The organism is Robertkochia marina (genome assembly GCF_004799345.1).
Lineage (GTDB): Bacteria > Bacteroidota > Bacteroidia > Flavobacteriales > Flavobacteriaceae > Robertkochia > Robertkochia marina.
Genome location: NZ_SSMC01000001.1, coordinates 1,077,647 through 1,094,923, shown reverse-complemented (window position 1 = coordinate 1,094,923; position 17,277 = coordinate 1,077,647). Strand labels below are relative to the sequence as shown.

Here is a 17,277-nt window from a genome sequence, read left to right as displayed (position 1 = left end):
CAACGTCCCGGGAGGGACGTTTTTTTTGTAGAAAAAATCTATATATGACCAACGAACTTCACACTTCAAATAGTCCGTACCTTTTACAACATGCCGGTAATCCGGTACATTGGCAAGTCTGGAACGACGAAACGCTTCAAAAGGCCAAAGCCTTGAATAAGCCAATCCTTATTAGTGTTGGTTACGCCGCATGCCACTGGTGTCATGTCATGGAAAAGGAATGCTTTGAAGATCCAGCGGTAGCACAGGTTATGAATGAAAACTTCATCAATATCAAGGTAGATCGGGAAGAACGTCCTGATATCGATCAGGTGTATATGTCGGCCCTGCAGATCATGACCAACAGCGGAGGCTGGCCCATGAATATTGTTGCCCTTCCTGATGGAAGACCTTTCTGGGGAGCCACCTATCTTAAAAAAGAACAATGGGTATCTGTTTTAAAACAACTTGGGGAACTCTACCAAAACGAACGTGATAAAGTTGAGGATTACGCCTCGCGGTTAACCGAAGGCATAGGGGTTCTGAATAGTTTAAACCCCCCTGCCGATAGTGACCTTCCGGGAAAGGACTTGTTACATACCGCAGTTCAACATTGGAAACAATATATGGATCAGGAGTATGGTGGCAGAAAGGGAGCCCCAAAATTCATGATGCCAGTAAACCTCAATTTCATGCTCGCCTACACCCACCTGGAGAAAGACGAATTTACAGAATCACATCTTGAAACCACCCTGAAAAAAATTGCCCATGGAGGTGTTTACGACCAGCTGGGGGGCGGATTTGCACGGTATTCCACTGATAACAGGTGGCATATTCCCCATTTTGAAATGATGTTGTATGACAATGCCCAGCTATTATCTGTTTATGCCCTGGCCTATAAAAAGTATAAGGATCCTGAATACCTAAGTGTTATTGATGGCATACATTCATTTATTAGCAGAGAACTTACAGGGCCTAAAGGAGAGTTTTATTCCAGTCTTGATGCCGACAGTCTAAATGAAAAGGGTGTTCAGGAAGAAGGGGCATTTTATACCTGGACCGAGAAGGAATTGGAAGAACTTTTGGGTGAAGATCTTGAGATCTTCAGAACGGTATTTAATATCAATGCTAAAGGATATTGGGAAAACGGACGCTATGTATTATTCCGAAGCTCAGACTTCGGCAGTATCGCTGCTGATAAGGGTATGGATAGCACCGAATTTGACGAACTCGTTAAAAGTATGACCGGCAAGCTTCTTTCTGCAAGAAGTAATAGACCACATCCCGGTCTTGATGACAAGTGCCTGACCTCCTGGAATGCGATGGCTATAACCGGACTCGTTAATGCCTTCCTGGCTACAGGTGAAAACAAATACCTGGAAACCGCGCTTCGTAATATTACCTTTCTCGAGCAGCATATGTTCAGTAACGATAACAGCTTGCTGCACAGCTTTAGAAAGGGGAAGGCTGCTATATCGGGGTTCCTGGAAGATTACTGTTTTCTGATAGAGGCCTACATTCTTCTCTACCAGGCAGGCTGTGGTGAAAACTATTTGATTCGGGCCAGAGACCTGTGTAACTATACTCTTGATAATTTCTTTAATGAGAAGCACAAAATGTTTGGGTTCACCTCAAAGAACGAACCCGGCCTCATAAATACTCCTGTTGAGAAAAGTGACAATGTGATCCCTGCTTCGAATTCGGTCATGGCCCACAACCTGCATACCCTGGGTACTATTTTCGGCAATACCGCCTACTTGAACCTTTCAGAGGCCATGTTGGTGCGTATGAAGGATGATATGAGGTCTTACGGGTATAGTCATGCCAACTGGCTTCACCTGGCCCTGAAATTTACCTACCCTGCATTCGAAATTGCAATTACCGGGAGCAATGCCATGCAACACACCCTGGAAATCCAGAAAACCTACCTCCCCAACGTGGTGGTTGCTCATGCAGAGATACCCAGTAATATACCCCTGCTAAATGGGCGTTTTCAAAACGGAAAAGAACTGTTCTATGTTTGTCGCGATCAACGATGTGACCTCCCGGTCTCTGATCTTTCGTCTTGCTTAAAACAGGTTACAAATAGCTCAAAATAACGACCTTAATCGCTGTTTAACAGGTTATTTAATCGGGTTTGTAAGTAGTTTTCTTAAATTTGTTAAAAATTCTATTATGCAAGAAAGCACTCAATCAAACGATTTTCTGGAAAAAGCTCTTGAATTCATTCAAAATATTGATCTGCAAGCTATAGCCCTTAAGGTCCTCGCCGCTATTGCTATCTATATTATCGGGGGATGGCTTATTGGCCGTGTTGTAAGAATTGCCGATAAGATCATGGCCAAACGCGATTACGAATCCAGTTTGCGCGGATTTTTGAAAAACCTTATCAGTTGGTCACTAAAGATCTTATTAATTGTTGCCATTTTAGGCACCTTCGGGATAGAAACCACTTCTTTTGCCGCAATCATCGCTGCTGCCGGTCTGGCCATTGGTCTTGCTTTGCAGGGCTCTATGTCTAATTTTGCCGGAGGCGTATTGATCCTGATCTTTAAACCCTTCAGAGTGGGCGATTTTATTGAGGCCCAGGGCATGTCAGGAACTGTTAAGGAAATAGGCATTATCAATACACGTCTGAGTACTTTCGGCAATCAGATCGCCATTATACCTAATGGTAAGCTTGCCAATGACAACATTCTCAACTACAGTGCTGAGAACACCAGAAGGGAAAACCTGACCTTTGGGATCAGTTATGATTCTGACATAAAGAAAGCTAAAGAAATACTCACAGATATAGTAAATAACTTTGACAAGGTCATGAAAGACCCTGCTCCGCAAGTCATGGTAGCCGAACTTGCAGAGAGTTCTGTGAATTTATCATTGCGTTATTGGGCCACCAATGCTGATTTCTGGGATTGCCGCTGGCATATTATTGAAGAAGCCAAGATGCGCTTTGATGCCGAAGGTATTGAGATACCGTTCCCACACATGGTAGAGATCCAGAAAAAAGCTTAATCTCCCCAAATACCAGATTGCTTTCCCTTCCATTGCAGGTTATTAATCACTAAACCTTAAAATTACTATTATGGAATTGGAAAATTGGTTAGACAAAGGTATTGATGCTATAATTCTCTACGGTCCGAAGATCATCGGAGCCATCCTTATATGGATCATAGGTTCCTGGCTCATCAAGCGAATTGTAAAAGTATCTAAACACCTGATGGAGAATCGGGAGTACGATATTAGTCTGACCAAGTTTCTTCTAAATTTCTTAAGGTACGGTCTCAAAGTACTACTGGTGATTGTCATTTTGGGCACGCTGGGAGTAAGCACGGCCTCCTTTGCTGCCATCATTGCCGCTGCAGGTTTGGCCATAGGTCTGGCGCTGCAAGGCTCACTTGGCAATTTTGCCGGGGGTATCCTTCTCATGATCTTTAAACCCATCAGGGTTGGTGATCTTATAGAGGCCCAGGGAGAACTTGGTGTAGTTGAGGAGGTCCAGATCTTCAATACCGTGATCATTTCCCCGGAAAATAAGACGATCGTTATTCCCAATGGAGCCCTCTCTAACGGTAATATTGTAAACTACAGTAAAAAGGGCACCCTAAGGGTCGATCTGGAAATAGGAGTTGATTACGGATCAGATCTTCAAAAGGCTCAGGAAGTTCTGATAGAAGCTATTACCTCACACCCGAAAACCCTTAAAAATCCTGCGCCCACTGTTGCTGTTTCAGCCCTGGCAGATTCATCGGTAAACTTTGTGGTAAGGCCATGGGCAAAAACAGAAGACTACTGGGATGTCCGTTTTGATTGCTTGAAGGCCTGTAAGGAAGCCCTTGACAAGGCCGGAGTGGAAATACCTTTCCCACATATGGTTCAGATACGAAAGCAATAGATAAAAAGCCGAAAGTGGTCAGGCTTTTTTAGGAGTAACCATAAAATCCTTTAAATAATAAGGCTCAAAATAAGCCACATCCTGAAACAGATTTTCCTGAAAACGGTGTTCTGCAAGCATTGCCATTTCTTTTGCCGAAGGTAATTGCAGGTCAGTATGAAAGATGGCGTTGGGGTCCTGTATTATTTCAGCAGTTTTTTCGCTGGCATTTCCTAAAAAGTGCACCTTCCCCTTGCGCAATTCCTCCCCGAAAGAATGTTCATCAAGGATCACAGCTCGGGTCTCAACGACCCGGGTGCCTTTAATATCATAAACAGCCGCATAAACTTCCATACGTCTGGCATCAAGCATGGGTATAACCAACCCTTCGTTAGGTTTCAATTGGGCATTTAAGATATCAAGGGTGGGTATGGCAATAAGCGGAAGATCTGCAGCAAAACAAAGCCCCTTAGCCGCCGAGACTCCTATTCTGAGTCCGGTGTAAGACCCTGGGCCCATGCTCACGGCAATGGCGTCTAATTCAGCATAGGTCAGTTGCAATGCTTCCATCCCTTCTTTTATAAAGGTGTGTAGATTTTCAGCATGTGAATACCCCTGCCCAGCTGTTTCGCGTAAAAAAGCCACCTCCCCTTGCCTGCCAATACTAACAGAACAATTGGTGGTGGCTGTTTCTATATTTAAAATGGTTGCCATGTCGCAAAATTACAACTCGTCTATGGGCACCCCAAAATAAAATTCTAATACTTTTAAATTAAATATATAATTGTATTTAGCCCTGATCAATTCTGCCTCAGCATTATCAAGACGCGCCTGGGCCTGACTGAACTCAAAACTATTCATCAAACCTACATCATAACGCTCTTTGGCATACTGATACGCCAGTCTGCGTGCTTCTACCGATTTGGTAGCCGCCTCATACGATTTATACGATCCTTTTACATCGGCATAGGCCTGGTTTACATTGGTCTCCAGATCCAGTTTGTCACTTTCATACTGTAGGCGTTGACGGTCTAAGGCTATCCGACGACGCTCAATATTATTTCTCACCCCGAATCCATTCAAAAACGGAATATTTAATCCGAAACCATACGAGATACCATCATTAAGCCACAACTGTTCAACAAAGGGAATAGTATTAAAACTCTCATCAACATTTAACTCACTATAACGAGTGTTGTAATTCATACTCGCTCCCAATGTAGGGTATCTTGCACCCTTTGCAATTGACAGGTCTTTCTCGGCTAATTCTACAGTAACCTCAGAGGCTTTTATAACATTAACCACCCCCAGCGACTTGTTATAGATCTCTTTCGGAGTGTAGTTAAGAATATTAGACTCAGGAATGATGTATCCCTCATCCACAACATCAAAATTCTCATAATCGGTGATCTGCAATAACTGGGCAAGGTTGATCCTCGCGATCAGTGTGTTATTTTCTGCATTGATGATCTGCTGTTCCTGGGTAGCAGCGGTCGATTCGATCTCGAGTAGATCTCCTTCGGGCAGCACCCCATTCTCTACCAGCTCCTTGGTACGTTTCAGATCCTGTTCGGTAGCCCTGAACTGGGCTCGAAAGGTATTGGCAGTTTCTCTGTTAGCCAACACTCTTAAATAGGCATTGGAAACTGAAAGCCTGATATCATCTTTCATTCCTTCTAAACGATAGCGTGCAGAAAGCGAACTCAGTTTAGCCCTGTTGAGCTGATTAAAGTTTCGCATCCCGTCAAATATGGTCAGGTTAGAAGAAACACTTGCATTAGCCGAAACAATATTTTCGGTAACGAAGTTGTTGGTTGTCGGGTCAATAGTAAGACCCTTATTAAACCCAACACTCGAATTTGCATTTAAACTCGGAACAAAATTCCCGATCGCATCTTTCTTATCAACCATGGCATTTTCCAGGTCGAGTTCAAATTGCTGTACGGTAATATTATTCTCTATGGCATATTCTACACACTCCCTCAAGGTCCATTTTTTTTGCTGGGCCAGGGAGATATTCATCCCGGAAAGGCACAACAAAATAACAAACAGCTTCAGGCTATTTTTTAGTCTCATAATAGTAGTTATTAGAAATTAGGCGTCGTCTTTATCCGTATTTCTCTTTACGGGTTCAGTTTTATTCCAAACCTTGATCTTATCGTTTTCATCAATCCCGGATAGGATCTCAACATTAATTCCGTCTGATATTCCAAGTTCAACATCTCTCCGTTCAAATTCCTGATCTCCTGTTTGTACTTCCACATATGGATCATCAGTTTTTTTATCGTATTGCAGTAAGGCTTCCTTAATAGCCAGCACCTGCTCTTTACGTTCCAGGATCATAGACGCATTGGCACTGTAACCGGCACGTATAAAAGAGTTAATGCTGTCAAGGTTGATATCTCCTTCGATCTTGAATTGAACAGCACCCTGTTCTTCTACTCCTTTAGGTGCGACGAATTTAAGGTCGGCCAACAACGTCTCTTCCTGAAGTGCCCCAAGACTGATCTCTAATGGCATGCCAAGTTCAAGTTTTCCAACCTCAGCTTCATCTACCTGCCCTTCAAAGATCATTCTGCTCATATCGGCAATGGTAGCGATGGTGGTACCATCGTTGAAGTTATTAGCCTGGATCACCTGGAAACCTTCTTCAACAGGTATTTCAAGAATAGTTCCTGAAATGGTTGCCCTGATGTTGGTATTGGCGGTTGCCTCTCCTCCGGCAGATCCGCTTTTGATGATCTGGTAGTCTACCTTGGCGTTTTGCAATTCCTGAAGCGCCTGGTTGTAGCGCAGCTCAATGGTAAGAAAGTCCTGACTTGCCACTACCCCCCGGTCAAAAAGGGTCTTGTTTCGTTCGTATTCAATTTTGGCATTTCTTAAAGCAATTTCTGCATTGCTTACCCGACCTCTGGCACTCATTAAAGCCTGTTCGTTCGGTACTACCTTGATGCGGGCAATAAGGTCGCCTGCTTTAATCTGATCGCCTTCCTCTACCAGGATCTCATCAATGATCCCTGAGATCTGAGGCTTAATAAGTACCTCTTCCTTGGGGATCACTTTTCCGGTAGCCACCGATTTCTCTTCGATATCGGTTTTGAAGGCCGTTTCGGTTTCATAGGTTATTGGCGATTTTGCATTCGATTTTATAAAGAATGCTGCCGCTCCCAGGGCACCGATCACCAATATGGCTATTCCTAAATATTTGACGATTTTCATTGGATTTGAATTAGGTATTTAGTTTTCGTTATAAATTATTCTTCTCTTAAGGCATCAATCGGTTTAATGCTTACCGCTCTTTGCGCCGGTATAAGTCCGATGAGGGTTCCAAGAACCACCATGATCACCAGGGCACCCAGTACAAAAGGAATAGGTACCGTTGGATTTGTATAGGGGAAATCTCCGTCTTCAGGCAGTGTCGCTTGTATCAGGGCCAATACACCTGCTCCCAGGATGATCCCAATAATTCCGGCAACCACCGTAAGAAAAACAGACTCGAGCAATATTTGTGCTTTTACTTCCCTAGGGGTTGCCCCTAAGGCTCTTCGCACTCCTAATTCTCTTGTTCGTTCCTTAACAGAGATCAGCAATATATTTCCGATGGCAATGACTCCGGCAATAATGGTGGCTAACCCCACCACCAATGAAAGAAGGTTCATTCCTTTTGCAAAACCTTTGATCCTTCCAAATTCTTCACCAAGATTAAATCCTCCCACTGCCCGCTCATCATCAGGATGAATATCATGAAGCTTCTTGATGGTACTTTTCACTTTATCTTCCAGGGCCACAATATCAGCGTTATCATAAGCAGCTACGACCATCCATCCAACTAAATCTCCGGAATTATAGACCTTCCTATAAGTGGTAAATGGCATAAAGATCGAATCATCGCCTTCGAAACCAAAGTTGTTTAATTTATAAACACCTATCACCTGAAAATAGATGCTTCCAATCTTTATGTAGCCCCCTACAGGGTCTTCATCCTTATCAAAAAGCTCATCGCGAACCTTTTCACCGATCACTACTACCTTACGGTCATACTTAATATCATCATCGTTTAAAAAACGACCTCCATCAAATATTTTCTTTTTATTCACCTTGTCAACCACCGGGTAATCTCCAAAAACCTGGTAGGTACCGGTTTTAAATCCTCTCACCACCTGGGGTGGCTCTCCTCCGAAAACTCCCTGTACATTTCTAGGTGCTATAAACTGAATTTCCGGATGTTTATTCTTTAAGGTTTCTACATCGCTTACTTTAAGATTAAATCTCCTCCCGGTTTTAAATCCTTTATGAGGTATACTGGTGCTCTGGGCCCAGATGAACATACTGTTACTGGCAATATCCTGAAACTCCTTTTCAAAACCATTGTCCAGACCTTTTGCCGCTCCTGATAAGGCAATGTATACGAAGATTCCCCAAAGTACGCCAATAACCGTAATTACCGTACGAATCTTATTCTTGCTTATGGAGCCCCATATTTCCTGCCAGGTGTCTTTATCAAATATAAATCTGAACATCTTATTCGTCTCTTAATGCTACAATTGGTTTAATGCGGGCCGCTCTTCTGGCAGGAATATAACCTGCAAGTGCTCCGAAAAATATCAGGATGACCGTAGCCCCGACCAGGGTGCCAACACCCACTGAAGGATTCACAATAAAGTAATCTTCCAGGCTGTCTCCCATAGAGCGCAGGATCAGGATACCGATCACCAATCCGATATAACCGGCAATAGCGGTGATAAATACAGATTCCTGTAATACCAGGCCAATCACCGACCAGGGGGTGGCTCCAAGGGCTTTTCTGACTCCCAGTTCTTTGGTTCGTTCTTTTACAACGAATACCATGATATTACTGATACCAATTACCCCGGCTATCAGGGTACCGATACCTACCAGTAAAACGACCATCTGGATAACATTGGCAAACATCATGTTCTGCTGTACGATATCAGCCAGGTTTCTTATAAAGATCCCGCTGCGGTCCTCCGGTGCTATGTTGTGCTTATCCTTAAGGTACTCTGTAAGACTTCTTTCAAAGGCCATGGCCCCGGCATGCCCAATAGAGGTATCATAACCCAGGACGATCCTGCTAATTTCATCGTTATTTTTTTCTACCAGCTGCAAGGTGGTGTAGGGAACATAAAGCACGCGTTCTTCGTTATCTCCTCCGTCATCCTGGAAAACTCCAACAACCTTGTAAGCCACATTATTAAAAACAATATACTCCCCAATGGCGTTGGCATCCTTACCAAAAAGGTCTCGTTCTACCAGACGTCCTATAACCGCAACCTTCGTTCTATTATCTATATCGTGCTGATTGAGGTAACGCCCCTTCATCATAATGGTCTTCTCGTTCAATCGGTAAGAGGGTCCCACGCCGCCAACACTATAGGTATTGCTTTCGCCCTGGTATTTAACCATGCCTCTACGCTGAATATTCGGGCTGATATAATCCAGGAAATAAGCAAAGTCTTTCTTTATATCTTCTACATCATCATTCCTGAATTGAATTCGCCTACCTTGTTTAAATCCTCTGTAAGGTTCAGTCGTGCGACCGGGAAAAATAAAGAAGGTATTGGTGGCATCGTCCATGAAAAATTCCATAAAGGCATTCTTCAGACCATTACCCATTCCAAAAAGGACGGTAAAAATGAGGATTCCAAGAGTCACGGTGAACCCTGAAAGAAAGGTTCTCAGTTTGTTCTTTTTGATCGTATCAAAGATCTCCTGCCAGCGGTCTCTGCTAAACATTTGCCTCTGCTCTTTGTTGTTCTACAAACTCGTCACTAACAATCACCCCATCTTTAAGATGCACGATACGTTTACACATATGAGCAATATCCTCTTCGTGGGTTACCACCAAAATGGTTCTCCCTTCGTCATTGATCTTTTGAATAAGGGCCATCACCTCGTGAGAAGTAACACTGTCCAGCGCTCCTGTAGGCTCATCAGCCAAAAGCACTTTAGGTTCTGCCGCCATTGCCCTGGCTATGGCTACCCGTTGCTTCTGTCCACCGGATAATTCACTGGGCAAATGTTCAGCCCAGGGCTTTAAGCCGACAGTTTCCAGGTGGTGCAGGGCCCGATCCTTACGTTCCTTTCTTTTAATACGCTGATAATAGAGAGGCAGGGCAACATTCTCCCATGCCGACTTATAATTGATCAGGTTAAAAGATTGAAAAATAAACCCAAGAAATTTATTACGGTAATTGGCTGCTTTTGTCTCGTTGAGATCCTTGATGAGCACCCCATCGAGATGGTAGCTCCCGGTATCATACCCGTCAAGCATTCCCAGAATATTAAGAAGTGTGGATTTTCCGGAGCCCGATGACCCCATGATGGCAACTAACTCGCCTTCTTTAACAGAGAAGTTTATTCCTTTCAGTACATGCAGGGAGTTACTGCCCGTCCTGTAAGACTTGTGCAGGTCTTTAATCTCGATCATGATGGTTAGTGTATTTTAACAGCTCAATTTGAACTGTAAATATTATTAACATACCCATAAGGGTTCATCATGTAAGACTTTCGAGACCGGCTTTTGTTACAATGATATTACTAATATATTGTTAAAACTGCCAAAATAAAGGTGAATCACTTCATTTTCCGATAGATGACGTAACCCAGAGCACCTATCAGAACATAGGGTACCGCCATGAGGTAGATAATTCCATTATTCAGTCCTTTGGCAACTTCCTGGTCATCTCCACTTTCCAGAACAGCACGACACATAGCGCACTGGGAAAACCCTTCTGCAGGCATCAGCAGCATCAGCAGCGCAAGAAGGAGAAAAAGATACTTGAATTTCATAACAGCTAACAACTTAAGATTACTGGTAGTAGGGAGATATCATCAGATAAACAATAACCCCTGTTACTGCCACGTACAACCAGATCGGAAAAGTGATCTTTGCGATCTTTCTATGTTTGTCGAACCTTTGAGAAAGGGCTTTCACAAAACTGATCAACACCAGGGGAATAACACCAATGGAAAGTACAATATGACTAACCAGCAAAATAAAATAAACAGTTTTTATCATCCCCTCTCCTCCAAAGGGAGTTGGGTCTGAAGTCATATGATAGGCCACATACATTACCAGAAACGCTAAAGATAATCCTATACACACCTTCATCAGGTTCTCATGAAGTGTTCGGTTACCCTTTTTGATAGCCACCACAGCCCAAACCAATAGGACAGCTGTTAAGGCGTTAATGGAGGCGTAAACCGGGGGTAAAAAGCTCAAAGGCTCCACATTGGGAATTCTAACCCGAAAAAGTACCGCAACCGCTACCGGGATAACTACTGATAAAACCCAGATATACTTATTGTACTTCTTTTCTAATGCTTCCGGTGATGCTGACATATTACTCATTTAATAAGGTTCTGATATCCTGTTCAATTAAACTAACTCCTTCATCGGTGGTACCGTCATAGTAAAAAATAGGATTGCCAAACTGATCGGTTCTGGAACGAATCCTTCCCTCTCCATCTATAAGGGCAAACATTCCTGAATGTTCAAATCCGCCTTCCACATTAGGATTTACCCCCGCATAGAGATTAAAACCTGTGTTAGAAAGAGCCATAACATCCTGAAGGTCTCCTGTAAGCAGGTGCCAGTTCGGATGGGTTATCCCATAGGTTTCTGCATACTTGGTCAAGACCTCAGGAGTATCATTTTCCGGATTGATGGAAATGGAGGCCACCCCAAAATTATCACGATCTTTAAATGCGCGTTGTAACTTCACAGTATTGCTGGTCATAACCAGGCAAATAGTAGGACAGGTTGTAAAAAAGAATTCCACTACATAAACCTTACCCTTATAATCTGCATTGGTTATGGTATCTCCGTGCTGGTTAATAAAACTGAATTCGGGTACTTCTCCCATTACAGGTAATTCATCTGCCGAAAAAGATCTCACTCCGACCTGATGACGATCGGTATCTACTACCTGGCCGGATCGCAACCTGGAAATAATATCAGGAATAAAAATAACACCGAAGACCACTACAACCAGGGCGGTCAGGATATACTTCTTGTTTTTCATTGTACGTTCTTTTTGAGGATGGAATTTCTTCCTCCCTCAGATCCATTATTGTTTTCTTTCTTTGCTAAACGATATTCCGCAAGGATGATCTTTACATCATCTACCATTATATTATTGATCACAGCAACAGAAGTTGCATCATACCCATAAAGAGGCTTTTCGTTATCATCCTTTTCACGTCCTCTTAAACGACCTTCCTTATCAATGATAAAGACCTCATTACACCCGTAATACTCATCAAGAGTAAGAGGTGTTCCTAAGCTGTTAAAAACCTCGGAAACCTGATTTGGACCGGCCTGAATAAAATTCCAATTGGATATATCGGCTAATTGCCCCAGTTCTGACTTCAGCTCTGCTATCTTATCGTCATTACCCTCCGGCAATAACATCACGAACTGCAGATCATCAAAACCATTAAATCGCTTATAGATCTTTTGGTTCAAATTAAGAGCATTCGTTTTCTTTTGATCGAGCTGATCTCCGGGAAAGCCAAGAATAGTAATCCTGCCTTGCAAAGAAAGCCCTTCCACAGACGGAGCTGTAACATCATCATTGAGTATCGGGAGCTTCCCAAAGTTATTTACCCCTGAAGCAAAGAACATATAGGCGAGAATAGGAAGTACGAATAAAATTCCCAGGACAAGATACTTTTTCATGGAGCATTAATTTATGTGCAAAAATAAAAAAAGACGGTTGAAAAACCGTCTTTTATACTGAGTTTGTATGTCTTAGAAATCCCACTTTACAAAACCTGCGCTATACACATCGTGAATGTAGTTTCCTTCTACCAGCAGTATAAATGCCAGGTAAGGAATCAGGATCACTAATGGTAGAACGATAGACCATCTAAAGCTTCCCTTTTCACCTTCAAGGTGCATGAAAGCCCAGGCAATATAGTAGGCCTTAACAATGGTCAGGATAATAAAGATCCAGTTCAGGATCTTCATCCCTACAACCGGTACCATTGACCATTCGGGTTTAACGATACCCAATGCTACCTCAACTATAGTTACGACAGACAGGATAATAAAAACTGTCCAGATTCTTGACGTGTTAGATTCGTGTGCGTGTGCCATTTTATACTTTAAATATTTTTTATACCAGATAGAAGAATGTAAATACGAATACCCATACAAGGTCTACAAAGTGCCAGTACAAACCAACCTTCTCAACCATCTCATAATGACCTCGCCTTTCATAGGTTCCGAGAATAACATTGAAGAATATAATGATATTAAGTACTACCCCTGAGAATACGTGGAATCCGTGAAAACCTGTGATAAAGAAAAAGAAATCAGCGAACAGTCTGTTTCCATATTCATTGTGTACCAGGTTAGCACCTTCAACAACCATCACCGCCTGAGTTAAACGCTCTTCTGACTCTGCTCTTGAAAGAACCGTTTTCTCTCCCTCTTCGTTCAAACGCTCAGTTCTTACTACCAGGTTTTTATTTGCCTCAAATCCGGCTAATACTTCTTCCAGAGAATAGGTTGGCAACCCACTCTCAGACTGGTACCAAACACCATCTTTAGACTGATGCGTAACACGGTCTGAAGCTACAGGTACCGCGAATTCAGAGATAGCCACTCTTTCACCGGTAGTACCATCCAGAAACTGAAGGATCCTTCCTGATTTAAGCTCTACCGCTCCGTACTCTCCTTTAATGAAGTTTTTCCACTCCCATGCCTGAGACCCAACGAACACCAGACCTCCTATAATGGTAAGCAACATATACCAGGTAACCTTGGTCTTCTTCATTTGATGTCCGGCATCTACCGCCAATACCATGGTTACAGAAGAGAAAATAAGAATAAAGGTCATCAATGCTACGTAGTACATTGGCGCATCAACCCCGTGTAAGAAAGGGAAGTGAGTAAACACCTCATCGGCAATTGGCCAGGTCTCGATGAATTTAAATCGAGAAAATCCGTAGGCCACCAGGAATCCTGAGAATGTCAGGGCATCTGATACGATGAAAAACCACATCATCATTTTCCCATAGCTGGCCCCAAGAGGTTCATTGCCTCCGCTCCATACTTTTTCTTCTGTAGCTGTTGTAACAGTAGCTTCCATAAACGTTTTTAAGTAATCTGTTTTAAAAAATTTGTCAAATTTACGGTTTTTATTTATCTAAAGAAATAGAAAAAGAAAATGAGGTAGACCCAGAGAAAATCAAGGAAGTGCCAGAAAGAAGCTCCCAGCTCGAAACCAAGCATTTGAGTCGCATCGTACTTCTTTTTAAAATGATTATAAATTACCACCAAAAGCACAATAAGTCCCGCAATAACGTGCACCACATGAGAGAACACGATCGCATAAAGAAAAGAGGTCGTTACCGTACTTTCCATTCCTGTAAAATAATACCCTGCATCGATCACTTCTGCGAACCCGGCAAATTGCAGGTACACAAAGGCAAGTCCTAACAAAAGAGTACCCATAAGCAAGCCCGAAGCCTTTTTATCGTTTCCTGACCGTATACTTCTTCCGGCCAGATGAAATGTAAGACTACTAAGCACTATTGCTACGGTACTGTAGTAAAAAGCAACGGGAATGGAAAAATCCTGAAGCCAGTCAGGCCTCGATTTACTCACAACATAAGCCGAAGTTAACCCGGCAAACATCATGGCAATACTGATCATACCGAACCACAGCATCATCTTTTTAGCTCTGGCATTCTTCTGTTCAAAATTACCGTCGGTCAAATCCATAGATCTATAAAAATTTATCTACTACATAAACGATCTGCATCAGGGTGATATAACTCACACTGGCAAGCATAAGTTGTCTTGCAGACCGATTACTTCTGTTATTGTAAAGTTTAAAGGCAAAAAGCAACATCCCAAGCCCCAGTATGAATACGATCACCGCCGCAGGCACACTAAGGGTTAACGTCCCTGTAAGCCCGGTTACCGGAAATACTGAAGCCAGGATCATCCAGAAAGTATACATAATGATCTGAATGATGGTTGCTGTATCTTTTTTATCTGTTGGCAGCATTTTAAATCCTGCACGCTTATAATCATCATCAAGCATCCAACCGATTGCCCAAAAATGAGGAAACTGCCAAAAGAACTGTATCATAAACAAGGTTCCCGGCTCTATTCCAAAGTCATTGGTAGCTGCCACCCACCCAAGCATGAACGGAATTGCACCCGGAAAGGCCCCTACAAAAACCGCCAGTGGCGTACGAGTCTTTAAGGGTGTATACATACACACATACATAAAAATAGAGATGGCCCCGAACATAGCCGTCTTAGGGTTTACCACATAAAGGGTTACCACACCGAGAACAGTAAACACACTTGCAATGGTTAAGGCTGTAGGCACCGACATCCTGCCTGAAGGCACCGGGCGTTTTCTGGTACGTTTCATCAAAGCGTCCAGATCTTTTTCAATAACCTGGTTAAAGGCGTTTGAAGCACCTACCATAAAATAGCCCCCAACAGAGAGCAGCAGTAAGACTGTAAGATCTATTTGATCTGCACCCAACAGGTAACCGGCAATAGAAGAAAATACCACGCTGAAGGCCAGTCCGGCCTTGGTAATTTGCTTGAAATCAGCAATCGCCAGAGGCAATGTCCTGGTCTTTACTGCGGTATTAATTGCGGTCTTCATGTATTATCTGTAAAATGGGGTGCAAAGATAACTCACAAAAGCTTCCTATGCAATGGTTTAACAGTTTTATCAGGACCGCACCCGCAGCGGTAAAAAGCCAATTCATGTAATGAGCAAAAGGTTCTTAGCAACAAAAAAAGCCCGGACTTTCATCCGGGCTTCAATATTTATACATCTTATTCGTTTAGTTCAGTTTGAACACGATAGGATAAGCAAAGGTTACAGGAGTTGGATTTCCTCGCTGCTTACCAGGAATAAGCTTTGGCAGCTTATTGATAATACGTCTTGCTTCCTCATCAAGAGACTTATCGGGAGCACGGGTATTAAGAATAGTAATCGTACCATCTTTGTTAATACGGAAGTTCACATATACTCTTCCCTGAATTCCCATTTCCTGAGCGATCTCAGGATATTTGAAGGTTTTACGCACGTGCTTATCAAGATTCTCTTTGAAACAAGCAAACTGCTGAGCCTTTGGCACTCCCTTACAAGCAGGGAACATAGGCTTATCTTCAATTACTGTAAACGGTACATCTACAGCAACCTCTTCTTCAACTTCTTCGATCTCTTCTACCTCAACGATCTCTTCTTCCTGGTCAGTTTCAGTAGACTCGATAATAGTCTCTTCAACCTCTTCCTCATCTTCTACAACCTCGATCACCTCGGGAGCTGCCGGTGGTGGTGGTGGTGGTGGCGTATTTAACTGTTCTGTAATTGGCACTTCTTCGTCTAAAAGCTCCTCAACTTCCATCGTGTATTCGAAGTTTTCTTGCTTTTCATAAGTCTTCCAGTCAATGGCCTGCCACGTTATGAACAGCACTAATGCCAGTCCAATCGCGAAGTAGAGTCCACTATTTCTCGTCAGATCCGCTTTGGGATTCTTTTTCGGTTCCATAGGTTATAGATGTTTATGTTCGCTAATTTAATTATTTATTCACATTAATTGCAACTAAAATTTACCCTTTCCCTGACCCGCAGGGCTTAAAACAAACTTTATCAGCATAATAGCTAAAAGGATTCCGAAACCATTCGCCATCATGTCTGCCCATTCAAAACCTCTGTTGTACGGAAGGGCGTATTGCAACACCTCAATAATCATTCCATACCCAAAACAAAACATGGCGATCTTTAATAAGATTCGGGGTTGTTGGCTGTTTCGAAAATGCAAATAAAGCAAAAAAGTGGCAACCATGTAAAACGCAGCGTGCACCAATTTATCTAAATAGGTCACATCAACCTCAACATCCGGAAGATAATTAGCAGATATCAGGCTCGCTACGGCTACAGAAAGAAGCCACAGGGAAGCTGCTAAAAGAAACTTCAGTCTTTTAAGCACCCACGAGTTGTTTATAATCATCACTACTCATCAGATCTTCCACCTCGGAAGTATCGGTCATTTTAATCTTGATCATCCATCCTTCACCATAAGGGTCTGAGTTTACCATTTCAGGCTCTTCCTCAAGCGCTTCGTTGAATTCAATGATCTCTCCGGAAACCGGCAAGAACAGATCAGAAACAGTTTTAACAGCCTCTACGGTTCCAAAGACCTCTTCCCGCTCAAGCTCTTCATCTACAGTCTCTACTTCAACATAAACGATATCTCCCAGCTCACCCTGGGCAAAATCTGTAATACCAACAGTGGCAATATCACCTTCGATCTTTACCCACTCGTGATCTTTGGTATACTTCAATTCCGACGGAATGTTCATAATTATAGTGATTTAATATTCAGAAGCACAAATGTAATTCATTCTAACCTTCCAT

Annotated in this window: 20 protein-coding genes; 3 read left to right on the top strand and 17 right to left on the bottom strand. The window is 42.7% G+C overall.

Translation table 11 applies throughout. From position 1 onward, the window contains the following. The first annotated feature begins 44 nt into the window (after positions 1-44). From E7Z59_RS04490 to E7Z59_RS04480, 3 genes are all read left to right on the top strand, one after another. Positions 45-2,078 (top strand): thioredoxin domain-containing protein, encoded by a 2,034-nt coding sequence (locus tag E7Z59_RS04490; protein ID WP_136335080.1) that lies wholly within the window; start codon positions 45-47, stop codon positions 2,076-2,078. A 76-nt stretch (positions 2,079-2,154) separates the two neighbouring features. Continuing rightward, positions 2,155-2,994, top strand: coding sequence for a mechanosensitive ion channel family protein (locus E7Z59_RS04485; protein ID WP_136335079.1), 840 nt, complete (start codon positions 2,155-2,157; stop codon positions 2,992-2,994). A gap of 70 nt (positions 2,995-3,064) precedes the next feature. After that, positions 3,065-3,874, top strand: coding sequence for a mechanosensitive ion channel family protein (locus E7Z59_RS04480; protein WP_136335078.1), 810 nt, complete (start codon positions 3,065-3,067; stop codon positions 3,872-3,874). An 18-nt stretch (positions 3,875-3,892) separates the two neighbouring features. On the opposite strand, the gene tsaB is transcribed toward E7Z59_RS04480, so the two are convergent. The 17 genes from tsaB to gcvH form a co-directional block, all read right to left on the bottom strand. Next, entirely contained in the window at positions 3,893-4,567 is a 675-nt protein-coding gene (tsaB, locus tag E7Z59_RS04475) for a tRNA (adenosine(37)-N6)-threonylcarbamoyltransferase complex dimerization subunit type 1 TsaB (protein WP_136335077.1), read from the bottom strand. A 9-nt stretch (positions 4,568-4,576) separates the two neighbouring features. Beyond that, the gene (locus E7Z59_RS04470) at positions 4,577-5,929 is read right to left on the bottom strand and encodes a TolC family protein (protein WP_136335076.1); all 1,353 of its coding nucleotides are present in this window, start codon (positions 5,927-5,929) and stop codon (positions 4,577-4,579) included. Positions 5,930-5,947: 18 nt separating this feature from the next. Next, the gene (locus tag E7Z59_RS04465) at positions 5,948-7,072 is read right to left on the bottom strand and encodes an efflux RND transporter periplasmic adaptor subunit (RefSeq protein WP_136335075.1); all 1,125 of its coding nucleotides are present in this window, start codon (positions 7,070-7,072) and stop codon (positions 5,948-5,950) included. Between the two features lie 35 nt (positions 7,073-7,107). Further along, entirely contained in the window at positions 7,108-8,373 is a 1,266-nt protein-coding gene (locus E7Z59_RS04460) for an ABC transporter permease (protein ID WP_136335074.1), read from the bottom strand. A 1-nt stretch (position 8,374) separates the two neighbouring features. Continuing rightward, entirely contained in the window at positions 8,375-9,607 is a 1,233-nt protein-coding gene (locus E7Z59_RS04455; RefSeq protein WP_136335073.1) for an ABC transporter permease, read from the bottom strand. Further along, a complete protein-coding gene (locus tag E7Z59_RS04450) occupies positions 9,600-10,301 on the bottom strand; it encodes an ABC transporter ATP-binding protein (protein WP_136335072.1) in 702 nt (233 codons plus the stop codon). Before E7Z59_RS04450 ends, E7Z59_RS04455 begins: the two co-directional genes overlap by 8 nt. A gap of 146 nt (positions 10,302-10,447) precedes the next feature. Then, on the bottom strand, positions 10,448-10,663 hold the full coding sequence (locus E7Z59_RS04445; protein ID WP_136335071.1) for a hypothetical protein: 216 nt from the start codon (positions 10,661-10,663) through the stop codon (positions 10,448-10,450). Between the two features lie 19 nt (positions 10,664-10,682). Next, positions 10,683-11,225 carry a DUF420 domain-containing protein gene (locus E7Z59_RS04440; RefSeq protein WP_394346647.1) on the bottom strand — a complete coding sequence of 181 codons (543 nt, stop codon included), beginning with the start codon at positions 11,223-11,225 and terminating at the stop codon, positions 10,683-10,685. Then, positions 11,218-11,898: an SCO family protein gene (locus E7Z59_RS04435; protein WP_136335069.1), complete on the bottom strand. Its 681-nt coding sequence runs from the start codon at positions 11,896-11,898 to the stop codon at positions 11,218-11,220. The genes E7Z59_RS04440 and E7Z59_RS04435 overlap by 8 nt, the downstream gene beginning before the upstream one ends. Next, a complete protein-coding gene (locus tag E7Z59_RS04430; RefSeq protein WP_136335068.1) occupies positions 11,895-12,554 on the bottom strand; it encodes a hypothetical protein in 660 nt (219 codons plus the stop codon). Before E7Z59_RS04430 ends, E7Z59_RS04435 begins: the two co-directional genes overlap by 4 nt. Positions 12,555-12,626: 72 nt before the next feature. Then, positions 12,627-12,974, bottom strand: a complete 348-nt coding sequence (locus E7Z59_RS04425; protein ID WP_136335067.1) for a cytochrome C oxidase subunit IV family protein — start codon at positions 12,972-12,974, stop codon at positions 12,627-12,629. Between the two features lie 19 nt (positions 12,975-12,993). Beyond that, a complete protein-coding gene (locus E7Z59_RS04420; RefSeq protein WP_136335066.1) occupies positions 12,994-13,971 on the bottom strand; it encodes a cytochrome c oxidase subunit 3 in 978 nt (325 codons plus the stop codon). A gap of 53 nt (positions 13,972-14,024) precedes the next feature. Beyond that, on the bottom strand, positions 14,025-14,606 hold the full coding sequence (locus E7Z59_RS04415) for a cytochrome c oxidase subunit 3 (protein ID WP_136335065.1): 582 nt from the start codon (positions 14,604-14,606) through the stop codon (positions 14,025-14,027). A 4-nt stretch (positions 14,607-14,610) separates the two neighbouring features. Further along, positions 14,611-15,513: a heme o synthase gene (gene cyoE / locus E7Z59_RS04410; RefSeq protein ID WP_136335064.1), complete on the bottom strand. Its 903-nt coding sequence runs from the start codon at positions 15,511-15,513 to the stop codon at positions 14,611-14,613. Positions 15,514-15,697: 184 nt separating this feature from the next. Continuing rightward, positions 15,698-16,408: an energy transducer TonB gene (locus tag E7Z59_RS04405; RefSeq protein ID WP_136335063.1), complete on the bottom strand. Its 711-nt coding sequence runs from the start codon at positions 16,406-16,408 to the stop codon at positions 15,698-15,700. Between the two features lie 54 nt (positions 16,409-16,462). Then, positions 16,463-16,849, bottom strand: a complete 387-nt coding sequence (locus E7Z59_RS04400; RefSeq protein ID WP_168731238.1) for a VanZ family protein — start codon at positions 16,847-16,849, stop codon at positions 16,463-16,465. Continuing rightward, positions 16,842-17,222, bottom strand: coding sequence for a glycine cleavage system protein GcvH (gene gcvH, locus E7Z59_RS04395; protein ID WP_136335061.1), 381 nt, complete (start codon positions 17,220-17,222; stop codon positions 16,842-16,844). The genes E7Z59_RS04400 and gcvH overlap by 8 nt, the downstream gene beginning before the upstream one ends. Between the last annotated feature and the right edge of the window lie 55 nt (positions 17,223-17,277).